Below are 26415 nucleotides of genomic sequence, written 5' to 3'. Positions count from 1 at the left end.
ATCCAATACCTATCGGTTAAATATGTTCGAAACGATCGCTTTTCTGTTACTGGTGGCTATTTTCATTGTGTTGTTAGTCTTCAAAGGAGAAACAGCTACCTCTATACTTGTTTTAAAGGCCCAGATAATGGACCTGCAAAAACAGTTACTCGAATTAAAGTCGCCATCCCTGCCAGCATCTGTTGTGGAAAAAGCCCTGGATGTTTCAACGCGGGCATCGGCGCCTCCGCCTGTAAGGCCGCCGGAAGACATGTTGCCGCCGAAACCGGAGGTGATATTCAGGGAACCGGAACCAGCTCCTAAGCCGGTGCCCGATGCCGCTATTCCTGAGCCAGCGTATATTCCCGAACCGGAAATCGTGATACCTCCCGTTGCTGCCGTGGAAGCTACTACCTGGTCGGTATCGCCGGATGTGCTGGCGCATCTGGAACCTAAACATAAAGAACCAGCACCAGATAAACCTGGCTTCTGGGAAAAGAACCCGGATATTGAAAAATTCATTGGGGAGAACCTGTTTAATAAAATTGGTATCGCCGTGTTGGTACTGGGTATCGGTTTTTTCCTGAAATATGCCATAGATAAAGACTGGATCAATGAAATAGGCCGTACGTTTATTGGCATAGTTTGCGGTGGTTTATTAATCGGGTTATCCTACAAAATGCGCAAAACCTTTGCCGCATTTAGTTCTGTGCTGGTAGGAGGCGGAGTGTCTGTACTTTATTTTACGATCACAATTGCCTTTCATCAATATCACCTGATCAGTCAGGCGTTGGCTTTTATACTCACTATTTTTATTACCGCATTTACTGTATTGTTATCGCTGAATTACAACAGGAAAGAGCTGGCGGTCATTGCTATTATCGGCGGATTCTCCGCACCTTTTATGGTGAGCACCGGCGAAGGAAATGTGGTGGTGCTGTTTACATACATCCTGATCCTGAACATAGGAATGCTGGTATTGGCCTATTATAAAAAGTGGAATATTGTAAATATCATTTGTTACCTCGCTACTATATTATTGTATGGTGGCTGGGTGTCGTATCATCTTACGGAAGACCATCCTGCTAAGCCGGTGCCTTATGGTGTTGCCCTGGTATATGGCACATTATATTATTTCGTGTTTTTTGCCATGAATGTGATTAACAATGTGCGTAATAAGAAATCCTTTAATGCACTCGATATCTGCATCCTGCTGAGCAATACTTTCCTGTACTATGCTGCGGGCATGGGCATCCTGAACGAATTGAGCGGCGACACCTGGCAGGGGTTGTTTACGGCTTTGATGGCGGTGTTCAATTGTGTTTTTGCGTATAGTCTTTACCGTAATCAACGTGCAGATCGTACTTTGATATTTTTGCTGATAGGATTGGTATTGTCTTTTGTGAGTCTTACTGCACCTATACAATTGCATGGTAACTATATTACTTTATTCTGGGCAGCGGAAACGGTATTGTTGTTATGGTTATGGCAGAAGTCCGGTATTGTTCTGATGAAATATGTTTCGGTACTTGTATTGGCGTTGATGACCATCAGCCTGATGCTCGACTGGAGCCAATTATACGCTGGGTCACTGCGTCACTTTATGCCCTTCATTAACAAGGCTTTTATAACGGGCACCGTAGCCATAATTGCTTTGCTTTTACTTAGAAAATTATGTAAAGCAGAAGATCGGGAGAAACCTTTTATCATAGATCTGTCGGTATCTTTTTACCGGACAGCCCTGATGTTGTTCTCAGTGGTCCTGATTTATGTGGTGTTGTTACTGGAGTTGTTATACCAGAGTAATTACTATTTCCAACTATTGACCCCGGTATTGGCAGGTGCTTATAATTACCTGTTTATAGCGGTATTGCTGTATTTCAGCCGCGATAAATTTGATTCGGCACAGTTGCCGTTGCTGGGACTTGCGTTGGTATTGGTGTTGGCATTCCCGATATATTACAACCCGGCTATCATCAATGTAAGAACAGAAGTACTGGCAGGTAAAGCGCCGGCAGCTTATTTCTTCACACACTATTTGTTGATGGTATTGCTGGTAGGTTTTATTTACCAGGCGTGGAAAACAGTGGCCTCCTTTAATCGGGAGGACTATCAGCGGGTATTCCAGTGGATTAGTTCCGCAGTGATTTTATATATTATCAGTGCCAGCCTGGATCACCTGGTAGTATTTACGGGGAATAGTGCATCTGCCGAAGCCGCATTGTACAATACCCACCGGGTTGGTTATGCTATCCTGTGGGGGGCATTTGCCTTTGTGTTGATTTACCTCGGGCTGCGCTGGAAATCAAAGGCGGTGCGTATTATTTCCATTTCTGTATTCGGACTTACCTTATTGAAATTATTCCTGTTTGATTTTGCCGGTTTGGGAGAAGGAGGAAAAATTGCTGCCTTCATTTCATTGGGTGTCATTCTGCTGATTATTTCGTTTATGTATCAGCGTTTGAAAAAAATATTATTTGCAGATGATCAACAACAACAACAAAGTGTTCCGGACAACAATGAGTAAATATATACTTCTCCTGTTACTGCTGACGGGTGGGCAGGTAACTGCGCAACAGCCGGGGGCAAAGTTCACCTGGCAGGCAGCTTTGCCCCCGGTGGCACAGTCGGGATTTTATCATATTGCCCTGACCCCGGCGGTAGCAGCAAAGCTGAACAATGATGTTACTCCCAATTTCCGTATTTACCAGGGCAGCAAAGAAGTTCCTTATTTGCTGCAGGAACAGGTAGGTGGCTATGATGTATCCAGCTTTGAATCTTTTGAGGTAACGGATAACATTCGTTCGGCCGGAAAAAATTCCACTATAGTGTTTCATAACACCAATGGATATACGCTGGATCATTTTGAAATGGTATTCAAAAATGCCCGCGTAATTAAAACCATGCGTATTAGTGGTAGCAACGATAATAAAAACTGGTATGGCGTAACGGATACTTTTGTTTTTGATCCGGCCAGTGCAGTGCAGGATTCTTCCAGTACTACGCTGGTAAAAACAATTGGTATTCCTTCTTCTAACTATGCCTGGTACCAGTTAATCATTGACGATTCTACCAGTGCGCCGGTATTTATTGAAAAGATTGGTCGTTACCGCACGAACAGCCGCGCTAAGGAATATACACCGGTGCCGGCTCCCACAGTAAGTATAGTCGCTGTTGATAAGTATCCGCGTGAAACCAGGGTACAACTGAACTTCGACCAGCCTTACCTGATCAACAAGTTGTCTTTCAATATTACCGCGCCGGCATTGTATCGCCGCAGGGCAGTGATGATGGTGGAAAGGGAATTGTTTGACGGGAAAAAGACGATTATCCAACCGGAGGATATTGCTTCCTTCGAGCTATCTTCAGATCAGCCTGCACAGGTGGTTTTGCCGAGCCCCGGCAATTACAGGCGGCTTTTACTGGTGGTGCAGAATGATGATAATCCGCCATTGCAATTCGGTGCTGTGAGTGCCTGGCAGCAAACGATCTGGCTTACGGCCAGCCTGCAACAGGGCCAGTCTTACCTGGTCAAAGGCGGTGATGTTAATTTGCCCGCACCGGTATACGACCTGGCTTATTTTAAGGATAGTGTCCCCGCCAATATTCCGCTGATCCAGCCGGAGCAGCCTGTTAATATCGCGGTAGCAGTAACAGCAGAAGCGACGCCCACTGTGTTTAAAAGCAAATGGTGGATATGGTTGGGGATTATCGCAATCGCCGTTTTCCTGGTGTTTATTGCGTTTAAAATGCTCAAAGAAATGCAGGGAAAGCAATAGCTGTACACAGGATATTTAAGAGAAAGGGTGGCTAAGCGTTTACATTTTGTGAACTTTTAGCCATCCTTTTACATTTTACGAGATACGACGAACTATAATTTATTTTTCCTACATTAGTCTGCTATTCACACTAACATTCCACTACCAGGCTTACCAGCGCATGCACGACCACCTATACAGCGACAGAGAACTATTCCAGCTGATCTCTGAAGGCGATGAATCGGCCTTCAGGCAACTCTTTTATACGTATGGTCCGCAGTTTCAGCCTTTAGTGATCCATCTTACCAAAACGACGGCTGTAACGGAAGATATTATCCAGGAAACCTTTCTGCGGGTGTGGATGAGCCGGGATAAATTGCCCGGTATTGAAAATCCGCGGTCCTGGATGTTGCGCATCTTATTTCATCAATCTTTTAGTTACTTACGGCATCAGGCAGTGCGCCACAAAGCGATGGATGCGATGGGGGCAGATCCCGATATGCATAGTGCCACAGAGGAGGCAGTAGCCTTTACGGCTACGTTGCGCCTGATTGGAGAAGCCGTGCATAAATTGCCTCCGCAGGCAAAGCGTATTTATTTACTGAGCCGGGAGAAGGGATTGAAGATCCCGGAAATAGCGGAAGAGTTGTCGCTGTCTCCCAGCACCGTTAAAAATTCGCTCGTAAGGTCTCTTCATGCTATCCGTAAGCACCTGGAGGGGGCTGGATATATAATACCATTCTGGCTGCTGTGGCTGTTTTACGGCCAATAGAAATTTTTTTAAATAGTAGTAGGTCCTAAATGTTCTGTTATGCGTCTGTTAGGTAGAGAGAAATTACCACGTTAAACTGAAAAACGATACCAATTGATCATCCACGAACGCCTGGTGTACCTTATTCACCAGGTTGAAAATCAATCCGCTACCGCCGAAGAGTTGCGGGAACTGTCTGATCTTATGTTGGAAGACAGTACCGGCGTGCTTGCTGCTCAGATTGAGCAACTGCTGCATGTATCCCCGGTTCCGGTGGATGCTCCCCTCAATTGGGATCAGCTGGCGGATAATATCCTGCGGGCAGATCGTCCGAAGGTGGTACGCATGCGGACGTGGAGCTGGGTAGCAGCAGCGGCAGTGCTGGCCTTTATCAGCATAAGCAGTTATTTCCTCCTGCAACAGCGCCCTACTACAAAAGTGCCGGTGGTAGCACAAAAGAAAAATACAGATATCCAGCCAGGCGGAAATAAAGCAATACTTACATTGGCAGACGGAACGGAGATATCATTGGATAGCGCGGCCAATGGTACCCTTGCGCAACAGGCAGGAACGCAGGTAGTCAAATCTGCCGGCGGGCAGCTGTTGTATCGTTCTTCGGAAAAAGAAAATCCCAACACCACTTTACTCTTCAATAAAATTTCGACGCCCCGCGGCGGCCAATACCAGCTTACTTTACCGGACAGTACCCGTGTGTGGCTGAATGCATCCAGCACATTACGCTATCCGGCCACCTTTGCAGGACATACAAGAAAAGTACAACTCACCGGTGAAGCCTATTTTGAAGTGGCGAAAAATGCCGCCATGCCTTTTACCGTGCAAGTGGAAGACCTGGAAGTACAGGTATTAGGCACACATTTCAACATCATGGCGTATGCTGATGAAGCACAGATTAAAACAACTTTGCTGGAAGGCGCCGTGAAAGTAAATAAGGACGGTAATAGTAAACGACTGGCTCCCGGAGAAGCAGCGCATCTTAGCCGGAACAGCGGCATGCTGGCGCTGTTGAAAGACGTAGATACGGAAGAAGCCATTGCCTGGAAGAACGGATATATTCAGTTGGAAGGAAACGACCTCCACGCCGTGATGCGGCAAATTGCCCGCTGGTACAATGTAGATGTCATATACAAAAGTAATGTGCCTGCGCACTTCAGAGGCATTATCCCGAGGAATGTACCTATATCCCAGGTACTGAAAATGATGGAATTAACAGGAGAAGTACATTTTGAAATCAAGGAGCACCAAATCATCGTATCACCATAAAACCAACATAAAGACTAAAAAACCGGAAGTGGTTCGAAGCACTCCCGGTAAGTAAGGGTCTATAAACCATAATCGTTTCAGCAATCATTTTTCATTTACCCAAACCATACAAATGTATGTATTTAAGGCTTTTTTTCCAAAGCAGGGCTCCCCGTGTGATATGGAGTCAAGAACGTTTTTCGCGATTGTCAGCAAAAATTTTACGGATCATGAAACTGATAGTGCTTTTAATGACCATAGCCCTCACGCAGGGACATGCGACAGGATATGCACAAACCGTATCCATTTCCCAACGGAATGTATCTCTTGAAAAAATTTTCCGGGAAATCAGGAAACAAACGGGCTATGCTTTTCTTTGTACCAGCGAACAAATGGAACAAGCGCATAACGTGAGTATGCAGGTGAAAAATGTTCCCCTGAAAACTGCCCTGGACCTATGTTTCGAAAATCAATCCCTTACCTATGTTATTTCTGATAAAACAATCATTGTTAAAAGAAAAGCAATGGTGGAAACAGCAGAACGGGTAGCAGATATCATCGTAAAAGGAAAAGTACTGAATGATAAAGGAGAACCACTTCCAGGTATTACCATTCAACTGAAAGGCACGGCGAAAGGTGTGATGACTAATGATCAGGGCGCATTTGAAATTGCGGTGCCGAACAGTAATGCTATACTGGTGATCTCTTCTATCGGTTTTGACCGGCAGGAAGTAAGCGTAAATGGCAGGCAATACCTGGATATTACGTTGCAACCAGCAGCATCAAAGATGACGGAACTGGTAGTAGTAGGATATGGAGAACAAAAGAAAAGGTCCGTTACCAGCGCTATCTCTTCTATCTCTGCAAAAGATTTTGAAGGGCAGCCTGTTAATCGCCTGGACCAGGTATTACAGGGAAGAGCACCAGGTGTACAGGTCACCAATGCTGCTGGTTCACCCGGTGGAAGTGTCAGGATCCGTATCCGCGGTACCAACTCCATTAACGGTGATAACAGCCCCCTGTATGTAGTGGATGGATTTGTTGGTGCAGAGTTTTTTGCCATCAATCCGGATGATATTGAATCTGTACAGGTGCTCAAAGATGCCTCTGCTACTGCTATTTATGGCAGTCGTGGTTCTAATGGTGTGATTATCGTAACCACCAAAAAAGGCAGTAAAGGTGGTTTGAAAGTGAATGTTTCTACCCGCTTGTCTTCCTCAGAAGTGATTAAGAAATTAGACCTGCTGGATGCGTCAGAATTTGCGCAAACCGCCAATGCGCATGCTGCCGCCATTGGTACCGCATTGCCTTTCTCTGATGCGCAACTAAAAGAGATTGCTGCAAAAGGCGGTACCAACTGGCAGGATGAAATATTCAGACGTGCCTTTGGGCAAGAGTATATGCTGAGTCTTTCCGGTGGTAACGATAAAACCGGCTACTTCATTTCCGGTAATTATCTTAACCAGGATGGCGTGATTAATAATTCCTCATTCAAACGTTACACCATCCGGTCGAACATTAATTCAAAACTCACCAACAAGATTACCGCGCTGCTCAATATCACAGGTTCTTACAGTGATGCCCTGAATATAGATATTCCTGCAGATGGCCCCCATAGCCCGCTTGCACAGGCCATTACCTGGTCGCCTACAGTGCCGGTAAGGAAAGCAGATGGTACCTACACCGTCACAGATCCTGTGAGTTCAGTATTCTTTAACCCGGTGGCCATCACTACAGAACAGCTGGCAGTGCGGGAAAGAATGCTGGCAAACCTGATCGGTGGATTTAAATTCGATGATGTCATTGTACCCGGACTATCCCTGAACCTGCAATACGGCGCCAACTACCTGGGATATGACGATAAGAGTTTTACCGGGAAAGTGGTGAACTCCGGCACGGCCACAGCAGGTATCAGATCTAACAAAGAGATCCGTTTACAGAACACCAACACGCTGAACTACAAGAAGATATTTAATGATCATAGTCTGGATGTTACCGCTGTAGCGGAGTACCAGCAATCCACTTATAATTATGTATCTGCCGGTGCGTCCAATCTCACCTATGAAAGTTTTCAATGGAATAACCTGGGGTTGGGAACAGCCAGCAGTCCGGGTTCCGGCTATTCAAAATGGAGCATCTTTTCTTTAATGGGCCGCATCAACTATGGATTTAAAGACAGGTATCTGCTCTCCGCCGTAATTCGCAGAGATGGATCTTCCAAATTCGTTGGGAAAAATAAGTTCAGTTATTTTCCTTCTGTGTCCGCAGGCTGGATCGTTTCTGAAGAACCTTTCATGAAAGACCAGCAATTATTCAGTAACCTGAAATTACGCGGCAGCTGGGGATTAACAGGAAGTGAAGGCGTAGGTCCTTACAGTACCTTCTCCGCTTACTCCAACAGGATAGCCTCATTTACCAACTCCACTTTCCTGAATGGTATTGTATTGGGCAATATTGGTAACCCTGACCTGAAGTGGGAAACCACTGAGCAACAAAACATTGGATTGGATATCGGATTTTTAAAAGGGCGGATTAATGTGAGCGCAGATTATTTTGAGAAAAATACCCGTGACCTGTTGCTGAATGAAACTTTGCCTATTTACCTTGGCGGAAATGTGATCACCCGAAATGTGGGTACTGTGCGGAATAAAGGCTGGGAAGTAGCTGTGGACGCAGATGTAGTTAATGACAGATTCGTGAAGTGGAATACCGCCGTGAATGTTTCCTTCATTAAAAATAATGTAGTGTCTATTGGCGCCGGTAAAACCATTCTGTTTGATCCCAATAACCGTAAGATCGGTTCCGGTATGTCGCCTCAATCTGAATTTGTGGTGATGCCTGGTCAGCCATTAGGGGCTATTTGGGGCCTTACGTACCTCGGTACATGGAAACCGTCGGAAGCAACAGAAGCGGCCAAATTTGGGGCTAAACCCGGCGATTCCAGGTACCTGGATCTGAAAGCAGATGGTGTGATAGATGCCAATGATTATGGCGTGATCGGCACCGGTATTCCTAAAACATCTGTAGGTTGGAATAACACGGTTTCTTACAAACATTTTTCCCTCAATATATTCTTCCAGGGTATGTTTGGTTTCGATCGCCTGAACTATAACAATGCCGCAACCATGTACTATGGCGGCGATGCCAGGGAAGCTACCCTGCGCCAGATCAAAGACCGGTACATTCCGGGTGTAAATGAAACATCGAATATTCCGGCTTTCAGTACTACCAACAGGAACTTCACGCAATCTACCCGTTTCCTGGAAAAGGCAGATTTTATACGGTTGAAGAATATCAGTCTGTCCTATGAATTCCCTAAATCTGCTATACGGAACATTGCCGCCATCAAGGTTTTCATTGGCGCCACCAACCTCCTCACGATTACAGATTATAGCGGTATAGATCCGGAAGCCAATTCTTCCGCAGGAGACTTCCGCCAGGGTATTGACTACGGTTCTTATCCGAATGCTAAAACTATTACGGGCGGTTTTTCGCTTAGTTTTTAAATCATTATCAAACGGTTCCACATGAAAAAGATATATTCATTTGTACTCATCATCATATTAACAGGTTGCAGTAAAGCGCTGGAAGAAGATCCAAAAGGTCTGATAGCAGGAAACGCAGGTCTCAGTAGCCAGGCTGGTTTGGAAGCGGCACTCACAGGTGCCTACGGCAGCCTGATGGTGCCATGGGAAAGTGGCTTTACTACGGTATCACAAATTGCTATGTGCATGGGAGGAGATGATCTTACTACCCATCCGGGTTCCAATAAAGAAGAATTCCGGGAGTTTGACCGGTTCAATGTTTCTTCTCTCAATAGCCGTATGGTGCCTATCTGGCGGGGCTGTTACAAAACTATTCAATCTACTACCAACATTATCAATAACTACAACGCCGTATTGGATGGCAACGAAACCACTATCCAAACCATTGTGGGAGAAGCTTACTTTTTACGTGCCCTCTGTTACTACTGGTTAACAAGATATTGGGGAGAAGTACCAGTGATTCCATCTGAAAAATACACATCAGATTTGCTGACCCTGAAAAAGAGTACGCCGGCGGTAGTATACAAACTGATAGAAGCAGATTTGCTTAAAGCAGAAGCGTGGGTGCCTAATGCCAAACGTGATCCGGGAAGACCTAACAAGGGGTCGGTGAAAGCATTGCTGGCAGACGTATACCTCACCGAAGGTGGCTGGCCTTTGAAAGATGTATCGAAATATGCATTGGCTGCTGCAAAAGCGAAAGAAGTAATCGACAATAAAGCCACCTACAAGTTTGACCTTTACCAGGATGGGTACCTGAAAATTTTTGCGGGTGGTACTTCGGAAGATGTGTTCGCACTGTTTACACGTGGGCAGTGGTCTACTTATAATTCTTTCTATGGCCTGTCTACCATGCCGGAAAACGAAGGCGGTTGGTCTGACTTCTTCCCGGAAATTAATTTCTTTAATAACTTCCCTGCAGGCACGCGGAAAGATGCCACTTTCTCCACACAGTTTGTGATAAAAGGCGATACTATTTCCTGGCAGAATGTAACCACCAAACACCCATACTATAAAAAATTCACTATCCAAACCGGGCAGAAAGATACGTACATGTCTAACAACCCCGTGATCATGTTGCGTTATGCACAGGTGTTGCTTACGTATGCAGAAGCACAGGCGCGCGCTACCGGCATACCCAATGAAGAAGCCTATGCCGCCATTGATGCCGTACGTTTGAGAGCTGGTCTCGGAAAACTCACCGCAGGCTTATCAGGTCCTGATTTCGCCGAAGCAGTGGTCAATGAAAGAGCCTGGGAATTAGCCGGAGAATGGAATCGTTGGTTTGATCTTATCCGCCTGGAAAAGGTGGAAGCGGCCAATGCGAATAAAGATCCCAATGATCTGCCCTTGAGTGGCGCTATTACCAAACAAAAATACTGGATGCCTATTCCGGGTGTAGATGCTGTTATCAATCCGAATCTCTAGTGATTTTTATTCCGCGATAAAATAATACCCGTTATGAAAAAAACTTTACTGCTCGTATTGTGCAGCATACTGCTGTGCAATATCCTCCATGCCCAGTACCTGCTACTGGACGATATGGAAGGCCATGGTCCCTGCTCCGGCAGATGGTCGTATTACGCAGGGGCAGGGGCCACCGGGTCGGTACTATTTCATGTAGCCAATCCAGCTCCCTCCTCTGTAAATCCCAGTCCCTATGTAGCAAAATTCACGAAGGACACTTCCTGTTTTGAGTACATGAGCGCCAGCTGTCCGCTCACTTCCACCTTCGATCTTTCGTCCAACAGTACTTTCAATATGCTGGTATACAGCAATGTGAAAGAAGAAATTATGTTTAAACTGCAGCCTGGCAGTGACTACACGAAGGCTGTATTTTTCACGTACAAGGTCACTAACATCAATCAATGGGAAGAAGCTACTTTCAATTTCCAAAGTGTAAAGAACAGAACAGATCTGAACAATATTTCGGTACAATTTATTGATGGTAAAAAAGCCAATGGCATTTTGTATTTCGACCTGGTACAGGCGCCTAATCCTGTCGGGATCACGTTAACGAATACACGTATCCTGATGGGACAGGAAAATGGAGCCATCATTCCTGCAAAGCTGAATGGTGCTGCGTTTAAACCAACCCTGAATAAAGGGGCCTGGAGTGCTGCGAATCTTCCACCCGGTGTTACGATCGACAGTATTCAACGGGTAAATGATACCATTGCCAACATCGTACTGGCAGGTAATTCGGCTGCCAACTATTCCAAAAGAACCTTGCAGTTATCTGTTGCAGGCACGGAACTGGATACTGCCAATACCCCTTTTTATATGGCTAAAGGAAATGCTGTGTTTGAAGGGAACCCGGCGTGGACCATGATCTTCGGTGATGAATTCAATACAGGTGGATTACCTGATCGCACAAAGTGGACAGTAGATCCACGCCCAAAAGGATGGATCAATGGAGAACAACAGGTGTACACGGATACCACGCATGACAACATCCGCGTGAGGAATGGCGACCTGGTAATCACCGGAAAAAAAGATTTTCCGAATGGAAATACCACGGAGCCGTGGTCTTCCGGCAGATTGATTTCCCAGGGTAAGATGGATTTTACCTACGGTAAAGTAGAAGTACGGGCCAAACTACCCAAAGCCAGGGGCTCCTGGCCAGCCATCTGGCTCATGCCCACTACCAGTGCATATGGTGCATGGCCCCGTAGTGGTGAACTGGATATCATGGAACACGTAGGTAATAATCTTCGTACTGTATTATCCACGGTGCATACGCAAAATAACAACTGGACAAACGGTGGGCATCTGAGTGCCTCCCGTGTGATCCCGGATGTAAATACTGCTTACCACGTATATGCAATGGAGTGGTCAGCAGATTCATTGATCTTCACTTATGACAGCAGTCGCGTGTATGCATATGCAAATCCGCAAACAGACTGGAAAGACTGGCCCTTTGATCAGAAATTTCATGTAATCCTGAACCTGGCCATAGGTGGGGGAATGGGTGGTACCATTACGGAGGCTGACTGGCCGGATAGTATGAATGTAGATTATGTAAGAATTTACCAGAAAGGTTTGGGTACACCGGTACTGGATACTATCCTGGTGGCTCCTGCCAACCAGGTATTGCTTCCTGGCAAGTCCATTCAGTACACCGCTACCGCCAATGATCAGAACGGACGCCCTATAACAATCAGTCCTGTGTGGAGTATCACTGGTGCCGGCAATACTATTACTACCGGTGGCCTGGCGACCTTCCAGTCTTCCGGCACTATAACGGCAACGGCTACTGTAGATAGCGTTACCAGGTCTACCACTACCTACGCCAATATCCGCCCTACCAATTATAAACCGATACCGGCGAGGATAGAAGCGGAAGCTTTTGATAACAGCAATACCTGCTGTACAGAACCGGCAGGAGATACGAGTGGCGCGGTAAACGTGAGCTACATTGGAAAAGGCAGCTGGATGGAATATGATATTGATGTACCGGATAGCGCTATGTACCGGATCCAGTTTAGGGTAGCAGTTAGTACAGTATCGAACATATCTGTTCAACTGGATACCACCAACCTGGTGACCATGAACCTGCCCGTGTCCGGTGGCTGGCAGAATTGGAGTACCGTCTCTTCTCCCGCTTTCAAACTAAAAAAAGGACGGCAAACGATCCGGATCTACGCCAATACTTCCGGCTGGAATTTCAACTGGCTGAAGTTCATTCCTGCAAATGCAGTGGCACTTAACTCCATTACCGTTGCACCGGATTCTGTATCAGTGACGGCACTCGCCACAAAGCAGTTTACGGCCAACGGATTTGATCAGTTTGGAGATAAGATGGCTATTACGCCGGAATGGAAAGTGAATAATAGTTTTACGATGATCAACCAGGCGGGTTTATTTACCGCCGCAGATACCAGCGGATACTTCACCATTCAGGCAAGGGACTGCGGTGTTACAGGCACTGCAACGGTGAAGGTATTGCCACTGCCAGTGCTCACGCGTATCAGGATATTCCCTGACACTGTTACCATTCCGGTGACTGCCAGTTATACATTCACCGCTAAAGGATATGATCAGCTGGATAGCACCATGATTTTGCCATCTTCCAAAATATGGGCGGTAACAGGTGCCGGTAATAGTATTAATGCCAATGGTGTTTTAACAGCCGGTAATACAACCGGCAATTACCAGGTAACATTAACCGCGGGTGCTATAAGAGATACGGCCAACATATCACTGGTATACGGTTGTACAGTGAATAGTAAGTATGAAGCGGAATCCGCATCTTCTATTTCTTCCGGCCCGGTACTGGAAGCCTGTACTGATGAGGGGGGCGGTCAGAATTATAAAAACCTGTATGCAGGACATTGGTTTGCCTACAGTACGCTGAATGTGCCGGTAGCCCGCAGGTATAATATCAGTCTGAGAGTATTGTCCACTGCGCCATCACAGGCATCGGTAGGCCATGGTGGTCAGACGTTTGGCACCATCAACATTCCTTCTACCGGTGGTGTCTGGAAAACAATTAAAGATACCATCACACTGCCGGCATTATCTTATACCGGTATTCATGTGGTATCGGGTACCTTTAAGTTCAATTGGTTCAGTATTGATGATTGTGTAGCACCACCACCTCCGCCATTGGCGAGAATTGAGCTGACACCGGGTGATGTATCGCTGCCAGTCAGATCAGCACAGCAGTTCACCGCCAAAGGATATGATGCGGATAGTAACGAAGTAATATTGGCTGCACCAGTTTGGTCTGTAACCGGAGCGGGTAATGTTATCAGTGCAGGTGGATTGTTCACGGCAGATACTACAATAGGTAATTATACAGTAACCGTTACCGCGGGAGGCATCAGCAAAACTGCCACGATCCACATTGCAGAATACAATTGCTCGGTGAATAACAAATACGAAGCAGAAAGTGCGTCTGCCCGCATCTCCGGCCCGGTACTGGAAACCTGTACTGATGTTGGCGGCGGACAGGATTTTACAAATTTAAAAGTGAGCGATTGGTTTGCGTATAACAACCTGGTTGTGCCAACTGCCGGTAAGTATACGCTGCGCATTCGTGTATCCACCACTGCTCCTGCGCAAGTTGGTATTGGTAATGGGGGCGTGGTTTTCGGCGTTGTTAATCTGCCTAATACCGGGGGGACCTGGCAAACCATCAGCGACACCGTTACATTGCCGGCATTGACTTATACCGGTATTCTCGTGAGAGCCGGCACGTTTAAATACAATTGGTTTATCATTGATAATTGTACACCGATACAGCCATTATCCGGTATGACGTCGGCTGTGGCAGCACCTTTCAAAACAATTACCCTATCAAAAACACGGGTTTATCCAAATCCTTTTGCAACGCAACTCACCATTGAGTTCCAGGAAGCTTATCATACTGCCACTTTGATAGATATAACAGGCAAGGTGATACAACAATGGAAGATAGCACCAGGGACGTTCAGGATGAATAAAAATCTCGGGAATCTGCGGAGAGGAATGTATCTGCTAACGTTGGAAGGAAGAGGGAAGAGCGAAGTGATAAAGGTGATTAAGTTATAATTGAAGAAGGCTGACCTAAGAGGGTCAGCCTTTTTTCTTATGTTTCTGAGAAATTATTCAATATCAAAATCCAACAATAAAGAAAGGTCAACTTCTAACCCCTATGCTAATTCTGTTACTGCAATTAAAGTAACATTCACTTTCCCCATTTCCATTGCACTTATTTTACTGTAATCCACCCTGTACTTCTTAAGGAAATAAATGTATGTGACTTTCCTTGTATTGACAGGAAATGCGGCGTTGTATCAAAGAAACTTATTAACTTAGTTGTCTCAAAAACCCACAATAAGTATCGTTTAAATTCCCTCATTTTTAAACTTATAACCATGACACCATTATCCAACAACTCCGGCAACAGCGTGCAGCCGGCAGGTGCACAAACTGCAGTATTATTAACTTATGTAACGTATGCTTCCGATCCTGTTAATGACATCAGCAGCTACTTACCCGGATGGAAAATAGTCTGGAATGGTATCCAGACCTCCGACGGTAACTATGCTTTTATAGCAGTAGATGCTACCGGGGCAAATTACGCGCTGGCAATCCGTGGCTCCCTGCCTCCGCAGGATGTATTTGATAACTGGGATGCTTTTGCGAACTGGATACTAGAGGACCTGGATGTAGTAACGCAGGTAAGCTGGCCTTATGCTTCCACCCCTAATCCACTGATCAGCAACGGCGCCAATACTTCCTTTACCAATCTGCTGGACATGCAGGACGCACTTGGCTCCGGTGTGTCGCTTACTGATTACCTGGTAACCAATGTTATTCAACCAGGGAATCCGCTGACGATTGCAGGGCATAGCCTGGGCGGTAATATTGCCAATGTATTTACTTCTTATTTCATCACCACCATTACCGGCGAGCAATATTCTTCGGATAATGTGTCTCTTTATACTTTTGCGGCGCCTGCACCAGGAAATGGTGATTTCGCCACTGACCTGGATACCAAGTTACCGGCAGCCTGGCATTACCAGAATGCGAATGATATTGTACCCAATTTCCCGGTTTCTGATACTATCTTCCTTACCGGATTTTTATACGATCCTGCTCCGGCGGCTTCTGCAATCACGGTTACCTACAAAGGCTATACAGTTAGTCTTCGGGAGGCATTTTTCCTGTTATCCGGCGTGTTCCTGCTGTATGGTTATCAACAGCAGAGTAATAACTACACGATCTTTAATACCGCCCTGTATACGGAGTATGAAAGCAATACTGCCGACGACTGGTTTGCACAGGCGGGTAGTCAACATGCGGTGAGTAACTACGCTGCATTCCTGGGGGTGATGCTGCCATTGCAGCCGGCCACTCAGGGGGTGTAAATTCCTGTCATATTACGACCGGCAGCAAGCGATGCATGCCGGTCGTAATATTGATTATTTCTTCACCGTACTCGCTGTACAGCCGCCACCAACGTTCATCCCCCGTTTTTTTAAAGTAACATTAATTATTTATCTACCGGTGTAGGATTCTTAATAAAAAATAATCCATCAAATACATTGGGCCACATACCAATAGTTGGTATATAATCCATGATCATACCCGTTGCCGGATAACCTATCTTACCTTTCATCGTTTGATAATTAGTGAAGCTGTACTTGTAACCGGTTTTTGACAGCTGGCCTTCTATACTTTCCGGCGTTACCGGAGGAATAGTTTGCAGTTTACCATCATTGAAATCTATGAAGGTACCTGCCGCCCCGGTAAAGCCAATCGTATAGGCTTCCTCGCCAAAATGCTGATGAACAGCAACACCCAGTGGTACATAGGATGCGTAGAAACCGGTCAGTCCGGGATTCTCCGCTTTAAGGTCGCTGGTGCCTTTAGATACATGGAGGTTATGCGCCCATACAATGATTTTTTGGCCGGGGTATACTTTTTCTGCCAGCCATATGATGTTCTCCGCCATTTGCAGATCACGTACACTCATTTCATTGCCTTGTACCATTTCCCAATATCGGGTGGCTTCTGATTCAATGCTGCATACTACCCGGTACCAGAATCCGCCGGAAGTTATGAAGTGATTTTCAGGCGTCACATCGTTAGGTGATAATGTCTTTTTCAGTTCCGCCAGTTTGCTGAAAAATACTTTCTTCTCTTCAGCAGCAGGACGGTAGGCCCGGGAAGCCATAGTTGCTACGGAAAGTTTTTTGAATACTTCCCAGTCAGGCCCCAGCAGGGAAGGGTATTTGCCTTGCAGGAATTTTTCGAAATCAGGAAATAGCAGTGTCTTTGCTTTTTCGCCGGAGTGCTGACTTTCAAATCCTGTTACCGTCAATTGATCGGGTTGATGCACTTTTGACTGGATGTAATCGAACAAAGGAATCATCTGTTTACTGCCGGCATACATGTAGAATAAGCTGCCGGGAATTTCTTTTCTAAAGCTGCCATTGTTGAGTGTATTTTCCCAGATGCGGGCTACATCATAAAAGCCGCTTTCAAATGCGAGTACGTTGAAACCCAATTTTTCATGCAGATATTTTATGATTCTCGTTTTTGCTAGATAAGTTGATCCTTCGCCATGGGTTTGCTCTCCCAGCAGCACAATCCGGGAATCGCCTATGGCATCTTTGATGCTTTGCAGGTCAGAGAAATCGGTATCAGCAGGATCAATAGATCTGATGGCCGAAATATTTTTTGCAGGGATTTGTTGCTGGCTGCTGCAGGGTAATGCGAGCAAGAGGAGACCGGTGAGTAGCCGGCTTATACGGACAGGGGACATAGCATAATTTTGAGGTTGTAAACATAAGGGTTCGCTGGCAAAATATTTCAATGGCAGCGCTCTTTTGTTGGTTAAATGTGATGGGTGGTATTTACCGGAGGGAACAGCATTCAGCCAGGTGTTGTTCCCCTTGTTTTGCCCCGGTATTTTAAATGTAAAATGTTTTGATTAACCTTGTATCCCGGCGGGATGAAATGCCGCTCGTACCCTTAATATAATCACCTTTTCATTAAATACTAACTGTTATGAATCTACGATTACCAGTTGCCATTGGTATTATTGCATTTGCCCTTGCTTCCTGCGGAGAAAAAAAAGCCCCTGTAACAGCTGCTGAAGCACTGCCACTCACAGGTACCTGGAAATTAGCCTATAGTAAAATGATTAAGAATGGTGACACCAGCACCACTTATCCTGTACCAGGTAAGCCTAATGAAATGATTAAAATGTTTAACGGTAGTCATTTCTCCTTTTTTTCACATGACCTGTCGAAAGGAAGTGATAGCGCTACGGCTGCCTTTAGTTCGGGTGCGGGCACTTATACCTTAACAGGTGATAAGTACGAAGAGCATCTGCAATATTGCAGTTTCCGCGGTTGGGAAGATAAACACTTTTCTTTTACACTCACTTTACAAAATGATACGCTGATACAACGAGGCATCGAAAAGATTGATAGCCTGAATGTAAATCACGAAATTGTAGAAGCGTATACCCGTTTACGTTAAACCTGGTACATATGAGTGCAAATATTCCTTTCCAGACAATAGACTGGTCTGCCATAGAAAAAACAATTCATCCTGGAGAAACCGGAACGTCCTGGTGGCAAACGTTACAGCTGCCGGGGCTTAGAATAAGGATCGTAGAGTATTCGCCTGGTTACCTGGCGGATCACTGGTGCCGGAAAGGACATATTGTTCACTGTTTACAGGGAGCGTTCATCAGTGAGATGGAGAATGGAGAACGTTTTGAGTTGTCTGCCGGTATGAGTTATGTGGTATCAGATGAATTAAGTTCTCATCGTTCGGTTGCTGATGAAGGCGTAAAACTGTTAATAGTAGATGGAGATTTTTTGAAACCATAAGTTTGAATTTTAAAAGAAAACGGAGATAGGTAGGTATGCTACTTATCTCCGTTTTTTATTTGAAGGATTTTTACTGCTTTTTGAGAGGTACTTTTTAATGTAACCATTTGGTTACATTAATTCGGCTCGTTAGCAAATGCATTCTTTCCCTGATCGGCCATGGGCGTGATTCTTACCATTTTTTAAACATTCGTGCTTAACAACTGCTTAACCAGTTGGCTCATTTTATAGCATTACTTTTAAGTTAAGTTTTAAAAAAGGGATGTGAAATAAACCACTTTCAACCACCGTGTTAAACCAGTAGAAAAGTAATTTTCTAAAACCGGACAGCTTAAAAAATCATGTAAATTTTTCCTAAACCAGTCTCTCAAAAAGGAAATGAGAATGCAACAAAACAACCAAGATGCAGTCCTCCTGGAACTGCTAAAAGATGGTAGTGCCGAAGCTTTTACGACAGTGTACACTAAGTATCACCGTATTTTGATGATGCTCGCCGTAGACATGCTCAAAGACGAAGATAAGGCAGAAGATCTTATTCAGGAGTTTTTTATCGATTTCTGGCAGAAGAAATTGTTTCTGAAAATTGACGCTAATTATCAGAATCGCGACAGGGCTTCTATCATGAAGTGTTATCTGTATGCCAGCGTACGTAATCGCTGTCTCAATAAAATTACGAGGGAGAAGAAATTTACCAGTGTCATTCCGGATGAAGCCTTTCTGCCAAGTGATCCACTGGAAAGCAAAGAAATTTATTTCCAGGTAAATACTGCCCTGAAAAAGAAAGTACCACCTAAATCATCCACCGCTTTCCGTTTAAGGCATTATGACCAAAAGAGTCATAAAGAAATAGCCGAAGAAATGAATACCAGTATTCAAACGGTTAAAAACCAGATCGGAACCGCTGTAAAAATTTTACGTGGTCATTTTAGTCCTGCCCACCTGTAAATCCAGGTAAACCTCTCATAGCATTTGTTAAACGCTTATACCTTGTTGCGCACCGCCTTTTAATAGGCACAGGAATTGGCATGTCAATATATTGGTAATCCGGGCTTAACAAGCCCGGACTGCCCTTTTAACGAATGGTCAAAACGGTTGCCTTTGTGAATAAATAAATAATTCCTTATTGCGTAAATCGTTTTCCCGATTGCGTAGCTGCTTTTGTCTTTTATAGCCTCTCTTTGCACCTGCGAAAATGCTAAACAAAGACCAAAAATGATAAGGGTATATCTTCTTCTTGCCTTCTTTATACTTCCCTTTTTTACCTATGGTGGTATCCCGGACGAAGGGGCCAGTAATAGCGTACAGGGCGTAATTACTACAACAGACGGCCATCCGGCCAGTAATGTAACGGTGCTGCTGAAAGGAATTTCAAAAGGAACCGTTACCAACCAAAGCGGGGAGTTTCTTTTTAAGAATGTTGCCAATGGGCATTATCAGCTGGAAGTTTCTATGATAGGATTCGAAACGATCCGGCAAGCCATTACTGTGGAAAACGGTAAAAATGTGGTGCTACAGATCGTTCTGCAAACTTCTTCCCAAAAACTGGAAGAAGTAGTGATTACCAGCGGCGGTAACCGTTTTGCCAAAAAGGAAAGCGAGGACGTATCTAAACTACCCCTGAAAAACCTGGAGAATCCACAGGTGTACAGTGTAGTAGGAAAGGAGCTGATGAAAGAACAGGTGATCACCGACTATAACAGTGCTTTTAAGAATATTCCCGGAGCAGGCATCCCCATTGTATATAACCAGGGCAGAAGCTCGGCGATCTCCAGGGGATTCACCACCGCTAACCTGGTACGTAATGGGGTAGGTAGTTTTGTGTATACCAACGTAGATCCGGCTAACCTGGAACGGATTGAAGTCATTAAAGGCCCCTCTGCTACTTTATTCGGCAGTACTTTATCCTCTTACGGTGGATTATTTAACCGGGTCACTAAAAAGCCCTTCGAAAGTTTTAAAGGAGAAGTATCCTATTCAGGTGGTAGCCGGGATCTGAACCGCTTAACGCTGGATGTGAATACTCCTTTGAATGAGAAGAAAACGGCCTTATTCCGCTTTAATGGCGCTGCACATACAGAACGCAGCTTCCAGGATGCCGGCTTCAGTAAAAACTTTTTGCTGGCGCCCAGCTTTTCCTATAAGGCAAACGACCGCCTAACCTTCCTGCTCGATGCGGAAATGAGCGGTTATAAAGCCACCTCCCCGGTTAGAATGAACACTTACGCCAAAGGGAAAGCGCATAGCGTGGAAGATATGGGTGTGCCTTACAATATGTCTTTTGCGGATAACGCTATCTATTACACCAGTCAGCAGTTGAACATATTTGCCCAGATAAAGTATAAACTGTCCGATAAATGGACTTCACAAACCGTTGCTTCCTGGACACGCTCTTCTTCGGAAGGCTATACTACCCAGCTGAACGTAGTGAGCGATAGTACTCTCAGCCAGGCAGTTACTTCACAAACCTATCCCTATCATGGGCTGGACATTCAACAAAACTTTATAGGGGACTTCCATATCGGTAACATGCGTAACCGGTTGGTAGTTGGGGCGGATTTTTACCGCCTGAGAGCTTCCCGCAATGATGCGACTATCAGTATGCCTGCAGTGAATTTCAGAACGCCGCCTCCGGGTTATAACGGCTTTAACCGCGATAAAGTAGGTCCGCTGTTCAATAAAGTACCTTTTACCATTTTCGACAGTAACCGGGAAAATACCTACAGTGTTTATTTTTCTGATGTGATCAATATTACGGAGCAACTGCTGGTAATGGCCAGCTTACGGTTAGATGATTACCATAACCTGGGTGCTTATTATCCCGGTAAGGATTCTACGGCCGGAGCATTCAGCCAAACGGCTCTCTCACCCAAGTTTGGTGCAGTATACCAGATTATCAAAAGCCGCTTGTCTTTATTTGCCAACTATATGAATGGGTTTCAAAATCAGAGTGGTACCGATTTTAATGGCAATACTTTCAAACCACAGCAGGCCAACCAGATCGAAGGGGGCGCCAAACTGGACCTTTTCAATGAAAAGCTGAACGCTACTTTCAGTTATTATAATATCTCCGTAACCAATTCCACCTATGATGACCCGGCACATGGCGGTTATCAACTTCAGGATGGTACCCAGGTGAGTAAAGGATTTGAGGCAGAAGTGATTGCCAATCCTTTAGCTGGACTTAACATCATCGCCGGATATACTTACAACGAAAGTAAGATGGATAAAGCATCGCCTAAATTACAGGGATTACGCCCCAGCGCTGCGGGACCAGCTACCATGGCTAACCTGTGGATTAGCTATCGATTGGTGAAAGGCGCTGTAAAAGGCCTGGGGCTTGCCTTTGGCGGAAACTATGGCAGCCAGTCTTTCCAGACCAATACCAGTACTTTTGCGTTCACGATACCGTCTTATACCGTTATGGATGCATCCGTATTCTACGACCGGAAAAAATACAGGATCGGGGTAAAAGTGGATAACCTCACCAACGAAAAATACTGGTCTAATCGTCTGGCGGCCCAGAACACCACAAGGGTGACCGGAAATATTACCGTGAAATTTTAGCATAAGTAAACCCTGCATAATAGCAAAAGGGAAGTACCCGGTGTTTTCCGGTGCTTCCCTTTTTTGCAACAGGCTTTTATCCCTGGTATACTACGTTATGTAAATGCTGCTCTTTAATAATCTTTCCCGCTTTCCAGTGAGCTACTGAAATCTGGCGGTAGTTGACCGCACCTATTTTACTGTTGGTAAACTGGTAATGCCATTGCGCTACGGAGTAATTATCGATGACGATACTGTTTTCCAGCATCATTTTCATATCCGTGGTATTGCCTAAAAAACCGGTAGCCGCCTTGCGCAATGCTTCCAGTCCATTAATGGCCGGACCATCATTATCTGCCGAGCTTACGTTTTCATCATAATACTGGTCCAGTGCTTCCATAAATTTACCTTGCCCAACCAGGTGGTGAAACGCTGCTACCCTTGCTTTGAAGTCTTCCATACTTTTTTTACCAAATTTCCTCCATTAAAGTTTGGCAGTATTGTAAAAAGGCGACAATATGCAGGATGCCTGCATTTGAAAAGAAGCAAGACGTTCCGACAGGAATCCTGAACCGGGAGAAAGGAGCCCCTTTCTTTCAGTTGAACAGGTATTTCCCTACTGCATGGCTGGCCGATTTTGTAGAGCATTACTGGATCGTGGAGTGGTCATTGCCGGCAGGATATACCCATGTGCAGGAGGTATTGCCCACGTTGTCTGTACAGCTGGCATTTCAGCTCAATGAAGCCATTGTACACGGTGTTAAAAAGCAACGATTTATTCAGCACATCTCCGGAACAGGCAGGGTAGTAGGCGTGAAGTTTAAACCGGGCGGCTTTTATCCTTTTCTCAAAAAATCAGTATTAACGATTGCACATCACGAAATGGACGCATATGCCCTACTGGGCATTACAACGCCACCCGTACACGTTCCTGTGTCCGGTGAACACGGGCCTGTGCTTGAAGCAATAGAAGTCCTGCTGCATTCCCTTCTCCCGAAAAAAGAAGAAAAAATGCTACTGGTACAACAGATCGCTGCTACTGCATTGGCTGATAGAACGATGATTTCTACTGCCAGGCTGGCGGCACATTTCCACCTGACCATCCGCACATTGGAGCGGCTTTTCAGTAAGTATGCCGGTATCAATCCTAAATGGGTGATTAAGATTTTCAGGTTTCATGATATCGTAGAACGTATTGCCGGCAGCAATGAAGTGAACTGGGCCCAGCTGGCAATCGATCTTGGATACTTCGATCAGGCACACTTTATAAAAGATTTTCGGATGATCATGGGGAAAACGCCCCAGGAGTATGCGTTGGAGTGCAGGAAATCATAGCAGCTGCGATCAGGATGAGAGCGCTTTTCATTTTAATGCCGCAAGCAACGATTAAAGGTAATTATACGTAGTACCTATAAACAGCTGTTATGAAAAAAGTATCTTTTTTCCGTCTTTACAGGACACAGTTGCTGGCATACAGTTTAGTGGTAATTGCTGCATGGCTGGCCGCTTGTAGTAAAGGTAACGGATATGGAGGTGGCGATGGTACCAATCCACCTCCTGCGGGAACATCTTACACCCTGAGTGCAACTCTTAATGGCGCACAGGAAACACCTCCTAATTCAACTACCGGTTCAGGAACACTTACGGGTACTTATGACCCTATTTCGTACCAGGTGAATTACACCGTTACATGGACAGGGATCAGTGGTGCTCCTAATGGTATGCACCTGCATGGCCCGGCAGTGGCGGGGCAAAGTGCTGCGGTAGTAGTAGGGATTACCGGCTTTTCCGCAACCACTTATGGCAGTGTTTCCGGATCTGCGGTGATCACGCAAAGTCAGGGCACTGATTTGATAGCCGGGAAATATTATGTTAATATTCATACTGCCGCTTATCCTGGCGGAGAAATAAGGGGACAGATCAGCAGCATGAAAAAATAGTATTCATACGGAATGCGCAGAAACGCAGCGTTCATTTGGCCTTAAATGGGCCATCCTTGCATATTTATGGCCAAATTGAAAACAGGCATCCGGCGCCTGTTTTTTTTGCATAAAACAAACAGATAGGACTTACCGCATTAGCTTTATGGGAACGATATTATTATATTGCGGACCAAAATCGATCAATTGATTGTTCCGGTTTTGCCGGGCTAAGGACATGCATAGGTCTTATCATTACTAAAATAATTTTTACTTGCCGGATATTTCTTCATATAACGAGAAGGAGTTCCTGAATGCTATTGCGGAGGGTGATGACGTAGCTTATGCGCAATTATACAGGCATTACTGGAATGAAGTGTACTCACTTGCGCTGGCGTTCTTGAAATCTCCTGCCCTGGCAGAGGATACCATACAGGAAGTATTTGTAAAGCTTTGGCTAAAAAAAGAAAGTATTACTGAATGGAAGGATTTCAGGGCTTATTTTATGGCGATGGTGCGTAATGAAATCATCAATACATTGCGCCAGGGAAAACGTCATATGCTGATCCGGAATATCAACCCCGAAATCGAAACAACCCAATCTTCTCCCCAGGAAGAATTATTGCGTAGTAAGGAAGCAGCTACCCTGATACAGGAAGCGCTGAGCAGTTTACCCGTAAAACAACAAACTGCCTTTTCCCTGAGCCGCACAAACGGGCTTACGCACGACCAGATTGCCGCACAAATGCAGCTCTCAAAAAAAACAGTGGCTAACCTCATTACGCTTGCGCTGAACCATATCCGGGATTATCTTCATCGAAAAGGATATCTCCTGGAAGTCTTATTGGTGGCTATAAGTCTGCTTTTTTTAAAAAAATAGCTGTTTTTTCGGGAGTATCATTTTCATTTTACGTCTTATATCTACACATATGTGTCCGATCCATAAAAGAAGTATGTTCATGAACACGCCATTTATTGAACTGATTGATGCCTGGCTGACTGATGCTTTGACTCCCCGGGAGGAAGAGGCTTTTATAATTATGCTGGAAGACAAGGCTAATTATGACATACTGGAAAGGGTTATAGCAGAAAAAGCCGAAGCACAATCCCTGATCGGCCTGGAAGATGTGAACCGCAGAGAGAAAAGCCTATTGGCTTTGCAGCAAAAATTGGAGGTATTGAATAAAGAATTGCCTGTTGTGCCATTGATACGTCCCCTGTATAAGCGGATATGGGCAGCTGCGGCAGTGCTGTTGGTACTGGCCGCAGGAATATATTTCCTGCTACCTGCTGGTCAGCAGAAGCGCTTTGTTGCTGTGCCACCTACTGCTAAGTCATCCGACATTGCGCCGGGAAGAAATGGAGCGATACTAACGCTTTCAGATGGATCAGCTATAGTACTGGATAGTGTGAAAGATGGGCTGGTGGCCAATCAGAACGGCGCAAAGATAATGTTACAGCAAGATGCATTGACTTATGCTTCCAGTGGACGAAAAACGGGAGAAGTCACTTTGAATATGATATCTACTCCACGGGGCCGGCAGTTCAGAGTAGTTTTGCCGGATGGTACAAAGGTTTGGTTAAATGCTGCTTCTTCTGTTAAGTATCCTACTGCTTTCAGTGGACGGGAAAGAAGAGTGACTGTTACCGGAGAAGCCTACTTTGAAGTGGCTGAAGATGCACAGGCGCCCTTTTACGTAGGTATCAACCGGGAAACCGAAATACAGGTATTAGGAACAGATTTTAATATTAATGCCTATGGGGATGAACCGGTTATTAAAACCACGCTGTTGACAGGGAGCGTGAAAATAGTCAGGGGGAACAGGGCAAGCATACTGAAACCGGGAGAAGAAGCGGCAGTGCACACGATCAATGCTCCCAATACAACTATTAGTATACAACCGGCGGATATTGAGAAAGTCGTTGCCTGGAAAAAAGGCATCTTCGATATGGAAGGAGAAGGGACCGCCACCTTTATGCGTCAGCTATCGAGGTGGTATGACCTGGAAATAGTATATAATGGCCCGGTACCTGAAAGAAAATTTCATGGAAAATTAGGAAGAGACCTGCAGCTGTCACAGATACTGGATGTGCTTTCACAATTCAATATCCGGTATCAATTAACCGGAAAAGTATTAACAATAGAATAAACCACCATTAAGATAAGTAAATCACTATTAAATGATCTGACTATGATTAGATGAAATGACATCTGAAAAAACAGCAGAAAAAAACCGGAAGTGTTACTAGCACTCCCGGTATAAAACGCTGGCTGATTTCAAAAACAACTTGCACTTCAATACAGGACTGCCTTATTATCAACCA

General features: G+C 45.1%; 18 protein-coding genes. 16 read left to right on the top strand and 2 right to left on the bottom strand.

The genetic code is table 11. The annotated features are described in order from the left end of the window. The first annotated feature begins 22 nt into the window (after nt 1-22). The 8 genes from AB4Z08_RS05270 to AB4Z08_RS05235 all read left to right on the top strand — a co-directional run bounded on the left by AB4Z08_RS05270 (nt 23) and on the right by AB4Z08_RS05235 (nt 16150). Nucleotides 23-2506, top strand: a complete 2484-nt coding sequence (locus AB4Z08_RS05270; RefSeq protein WP_441572681.1) for a DUF2339 domain-containing protein — start codon at nt 23-25, stop codon at nt 2504-2506. Next, nucleotides 2463-3758, top strand: coding sequence for a hypothetical protein (locus AB4Z08_RS05265; protein ID WP_441572680.1), 1296 nt, complete (start codon nt 2463-2465; stop codon nt 3756-3758). Before AB4Z08_RS05270 ends, AB4Z08_RS05265 begins: the two co-directional genes overlap by 44 nt. Nucleotides 3759-3918: 160 nt before the next feature. Further along, entirely contained in the window at nt 3919-4509 is a 591-nt protein-coding gene (locus tag AB4Z08_RS05260; RefSeq protein WP_441572679.1) for an RNA polymerase sigma factor, read from the top strand. Between the two features lie 93 nt (nt 4510-4602). After that, nucleotides 4603-5769, top strand: a complete 1167-nt coding sequence (locus AB4Z08_RS05255) for a FecR family protein (protein ID WP_441572678.1) — start codon at nt 4603-4605, stop codon at nt 5767-5769. 209 nt (nt 5770-5978) lie between these two features. Further along, nucleotides 5979-9254, top strand: coding sequence for a TonB-dependent receptor (locus tag AB4Z08_RS05250; RefSeq protein ID WP_441572677.1), 3276 nt, complete (start codon nt 5979-5981; stop codon nt 9252-9254). Between the two features lie 21 nt (nt 9255-9275). Next, nucleotides 9276-10721, top strand: coding sequence for a RagB/SusD family nutrient uptake outer membrane protein (locus AB4Z08_RS05245; RefSeq protein WP_441572676.1), 1446 nt, complete (start codon nt 9276-9278; stop codon nt 10719-10721). Nucleotides 10722-10754: 33 nt separating this feature from the next. After that, entirely contained in the window at nt 10755-14828 is a 4074-nt protein-coding gene (locus AB4Z08_RS05240; RefSeq protein WP_441572675.1) for a carbohydrate-binding protein, read from the top strand. A 326-nt stretch (nt 14829-15154) separates the two neighbouring features. Beyond that, the gene (locus AB4Z08_RS05235) at nt 15155-16150 is read left to right on the top strand and encodes a lipase family protein (RefSeq protein WP_441572674.1); all 996 of its coding nucleotides are present in this window, start codon (nt 15155-15157) and stop codon (nt 16148-16150) included. A gap of 125 nt (nt 16151-16275) precedes the next feature. Here the strand turns inward: AB4Z08_RS05235 and AB4Z08_RS05230 are convergent, their stop codons facing one another. Further along, a complete protein-coding gene (locus AB4Z08_RS05230) occupies nt 16276-17550 on the bottom strand; it encodes an erythromycin esterase family protein (protein ID WP_441572673.1) in 1275 nt (424 codons plus the stop codon). A 245-nt stretch (nt 17551-17795) separates the two neighbouring features. Here AB4Z08_RS05230 and AB4Z08_RS05225 point away from each other — a divergent pair, with 245 nt between their 5' ends. From AB4Z08_RS05225 to AB4Z08_RS05210, 4 genes are all read left to right on the top strand, one after another. Next, nucleotides 17796-18272: a hypothetical protein gene (locus AB4Z08_RS05225; protein WP_441572672.1), complete on the top strand. Its 477-nt coding sequence runs from the start codon at nt 17796-17798 to the stop codon at nt 18270-18272. Between the two features lie 11 nt (nt 18273-18283). Beyond that, a complete protein-coding gene (locus tag AB4Z08_RS05220; protein ID WP_441572671.1) occupies nt 18284-18628 on the top strand; it encodes a DHCW motif cupin fold protein in 345 nt (114 codons plus the stop codon). Between the two features lie 384 nt (nt 18629-19012). Further along, complete coding sequence (locus tag AB4Z08_RS05215; protein ID WP_441572670.1) at nt 19013-19573, top strand: RNA polymerase sigma factor; 561 nt, start codon at nt 19013-19015, stop codon at nt 19571-19573. Between the two features lie 267 nt (nt 19574-19840). Then, nucleotides 19841-22192 carry a TonB-dependent siderophore receptor gene (locus AB4Z08_RS05210; protein ID WP_441572669.1) on the top strand — a complete coding sequence of 784 codons (2352 nt, stop codon included), beginning with the start codon at nt 19841-19843 and terminating at the stop codon, nt 22190-22192. A 76-nt stretch (nt 22193-22268) separates the two neighbouring features. On the opposite strand, the gene AB4Z08_RS05205 is transcribed toward AB4Z08_RS05210, so the two are convergent. Beyond that, nucleotides 22269-22631 (bottom strand): nuclear transport factor 2 family protein, encoded by a 363-nt coding sequence (locus AB4Z08_RS05205; RefSeq protein ID WP_441572668.1) that lies wholly within the window; start codon nt 22629-22631, stop codon nt 22269-22271. A gap of 65 nt (nt 22632-22696) precedes the next feature. Here AB4Z08_RS05205 and AB4Z08_RS05200 point away from each other — a divergent pair, with 65 nt between their 5' ends. From AB4Z08_RS05200 to AB4Z08_RS05185, 4 genes are all read left to right on the top strand, one after another. Beyond that, nucleotides 22697-23506, top strand: a complete 810-nt coding sequence (locus AB4Z08_RS05200) for an AraC family transcriptional regulator (protein WP_441572667.1) — start codon at nt 22697-22699, stop codon at nt 23504-23506. A gap of 89 nt (nt 23507-23595) precedes the next feature. Then, nucleotides 23596-24111 (top strand): CHRD domain-containing protein, encoded by a 516-nt coding sequence (locus tag AB4Z08_RS05195; RefSeq protein WP_441572666.1) that lies wholly within the window; start codon nt 23596-23598, stop codon nt 24109-24111. Between the two features lie 253 nt (nt 24112-24364). Continuing rightward, nucleotides 24365-24970, top strand: coding sequence for an RNA polymerase sigma factor (locus AB4Z08_RS05190; protein ID WP_441572665.1), 606 nt, complete (start codon nt 24365-24367; stop codon nt 24968-24970). A 79-nt stretch (nt 24971-25049) separates the two neighbouring features. Next, nucleotides 25050-26240 (top strand): FecR family protein, encoded by a 1191-nt coding sequence (locus tag AB4Z08_RS05185; RefSeq protein WP_441572664.1) that lies wholly within the window; start codon nt 25050-25052, stop codon nt 26238-26240. The last annotated feature ends 175 nt before the right edge of the window (nt 26241-26415 follow it).

This window comes from Chitinophaga sp. RAB17 (assembly GCF_052114225.1).
In the GTDB taxonomy this organism is placed as follows: Bacteria; Bacteroidota; Bacteroidia; order Chitinophagales; family Chitinophagaceae; genus Chitinophaga.
Note: the sequence above shows the minus strand (reverse complement) of the source record. Positions and strands in the feature narration are given on the sequence as shown.

Bases quoted from the DNA above. Each gene is read 5' to 3' on its own strand.
- AB4Z08_RS05200 (WP_441572667.1), top strand. From the start codon at position 22,697: ATGCCTGCATTTGAAAAGAAGCAAGACGTTCCGACAGGAATCCTGAAC.
- AB4Z08_RS05215 (WP_441572670.1), top strand. From the start codon at position 19,013: ATGCAACAAAACAACCAAGATGCAGTCCTCCTGGAACTGCTAAAAGAT.
- AB4Z08_RS05250 (WP_441572677.1), top strand. From the start codon at position 5,979: ATGAAACTGATAGTGCTTTTAATGACCATAGCCCTCACGCAGGGACAT.
- AB4Z08_RS05210 (WP_441572669.1), top strand. From the start codon at position 19,841: ATGATAAGGGTATATCTTCTTCTTGCCTTCTTTATACTTCCCTTTTTT.
- AB4Z08_RS05270 (WP_441572681.1), top strand. From the start codon at position 23: ATGTTCGAAACGATCGCTTTTCTGTTACTGGTGGCTATTTTCATTGTG.
- AB4Z08_RS05265 (WP_441572680.1), top strand. From the start codon at position 2,463: ATGATCAACAACAACAACAAAGTGTTCCGGACAACAATGAGTAAATAT.
- AB4Z08_RS05205 (WP_441572668.1), bottom strand. From the start codon at position 22,631: ATGGAAGACTTCAAAGCAAGGGTAGCAGCGTTTCACCACCTGGTTGGG.
- AB4Z08_RS05240 (WP_441572675.1), top strand. From the start codon at position 10,755: ATGAAAAAAACTTTACTGCTCGTATTGTGCAGCATACTGCTGTGCAAT.
- AB4Z08_RS05235 (WP_441572674.1), top strand. From the start codon at position 15,155: ATGACACCATTATCCAACAACTCCGGCAACAGCGTGCAGCCGGCAGGT.
- AB4Z08_RS05195 (WP_441572666.1), top strand. From the start codon at position 23,596: ATGAAAAAAGTATCTTTTTTCCGTCTTTACAGGACACAGTTGCTGGCA.
- AB4Z08_RS05220 (WP_441572671.1), top strand. From the start codon at position 18,284: ATGAGTGCAAATATTCCTTTCCAGACAATAGACTGGTCTGCCATAGAA.
- AB4Z08_RS05230 (WP_441572673.1), bottom strand. From the start codon at position 17,550: ATGTCCCCTGTCCGTATAAGCCGGCTACTCACCGGTCTCCTCTTGCTC.
- AB4Z08_RS05225 (WP_441572672.1), top strand. From the start codon at position 17,796: ATGAATCTACGATTACCAGTTGCCATTGGTATTATTGCATTTGCCCTT.
- AB4Z08_RS05245 (WP_441572676.1), top strand. From the start codon at position 9,276: ATGAAAAAGATATATTCATTTGTACTCATCATCATATTAACAGGTTGC.
- AB4Z08_RS05260 (WP_441572679.1), top strand. From the start codon at position 3,919: ATGCACGACCACCTATACAGCGACAGAGAACTATTCCAGCTGATCTCT.
- AB4Z08_RS05185 (WP_441572664.1), top strand. From the start codon at position 25,050: ATGAACACGCCATTTATTGAACTGATTGATGCCTGGCTGACTGATGCT.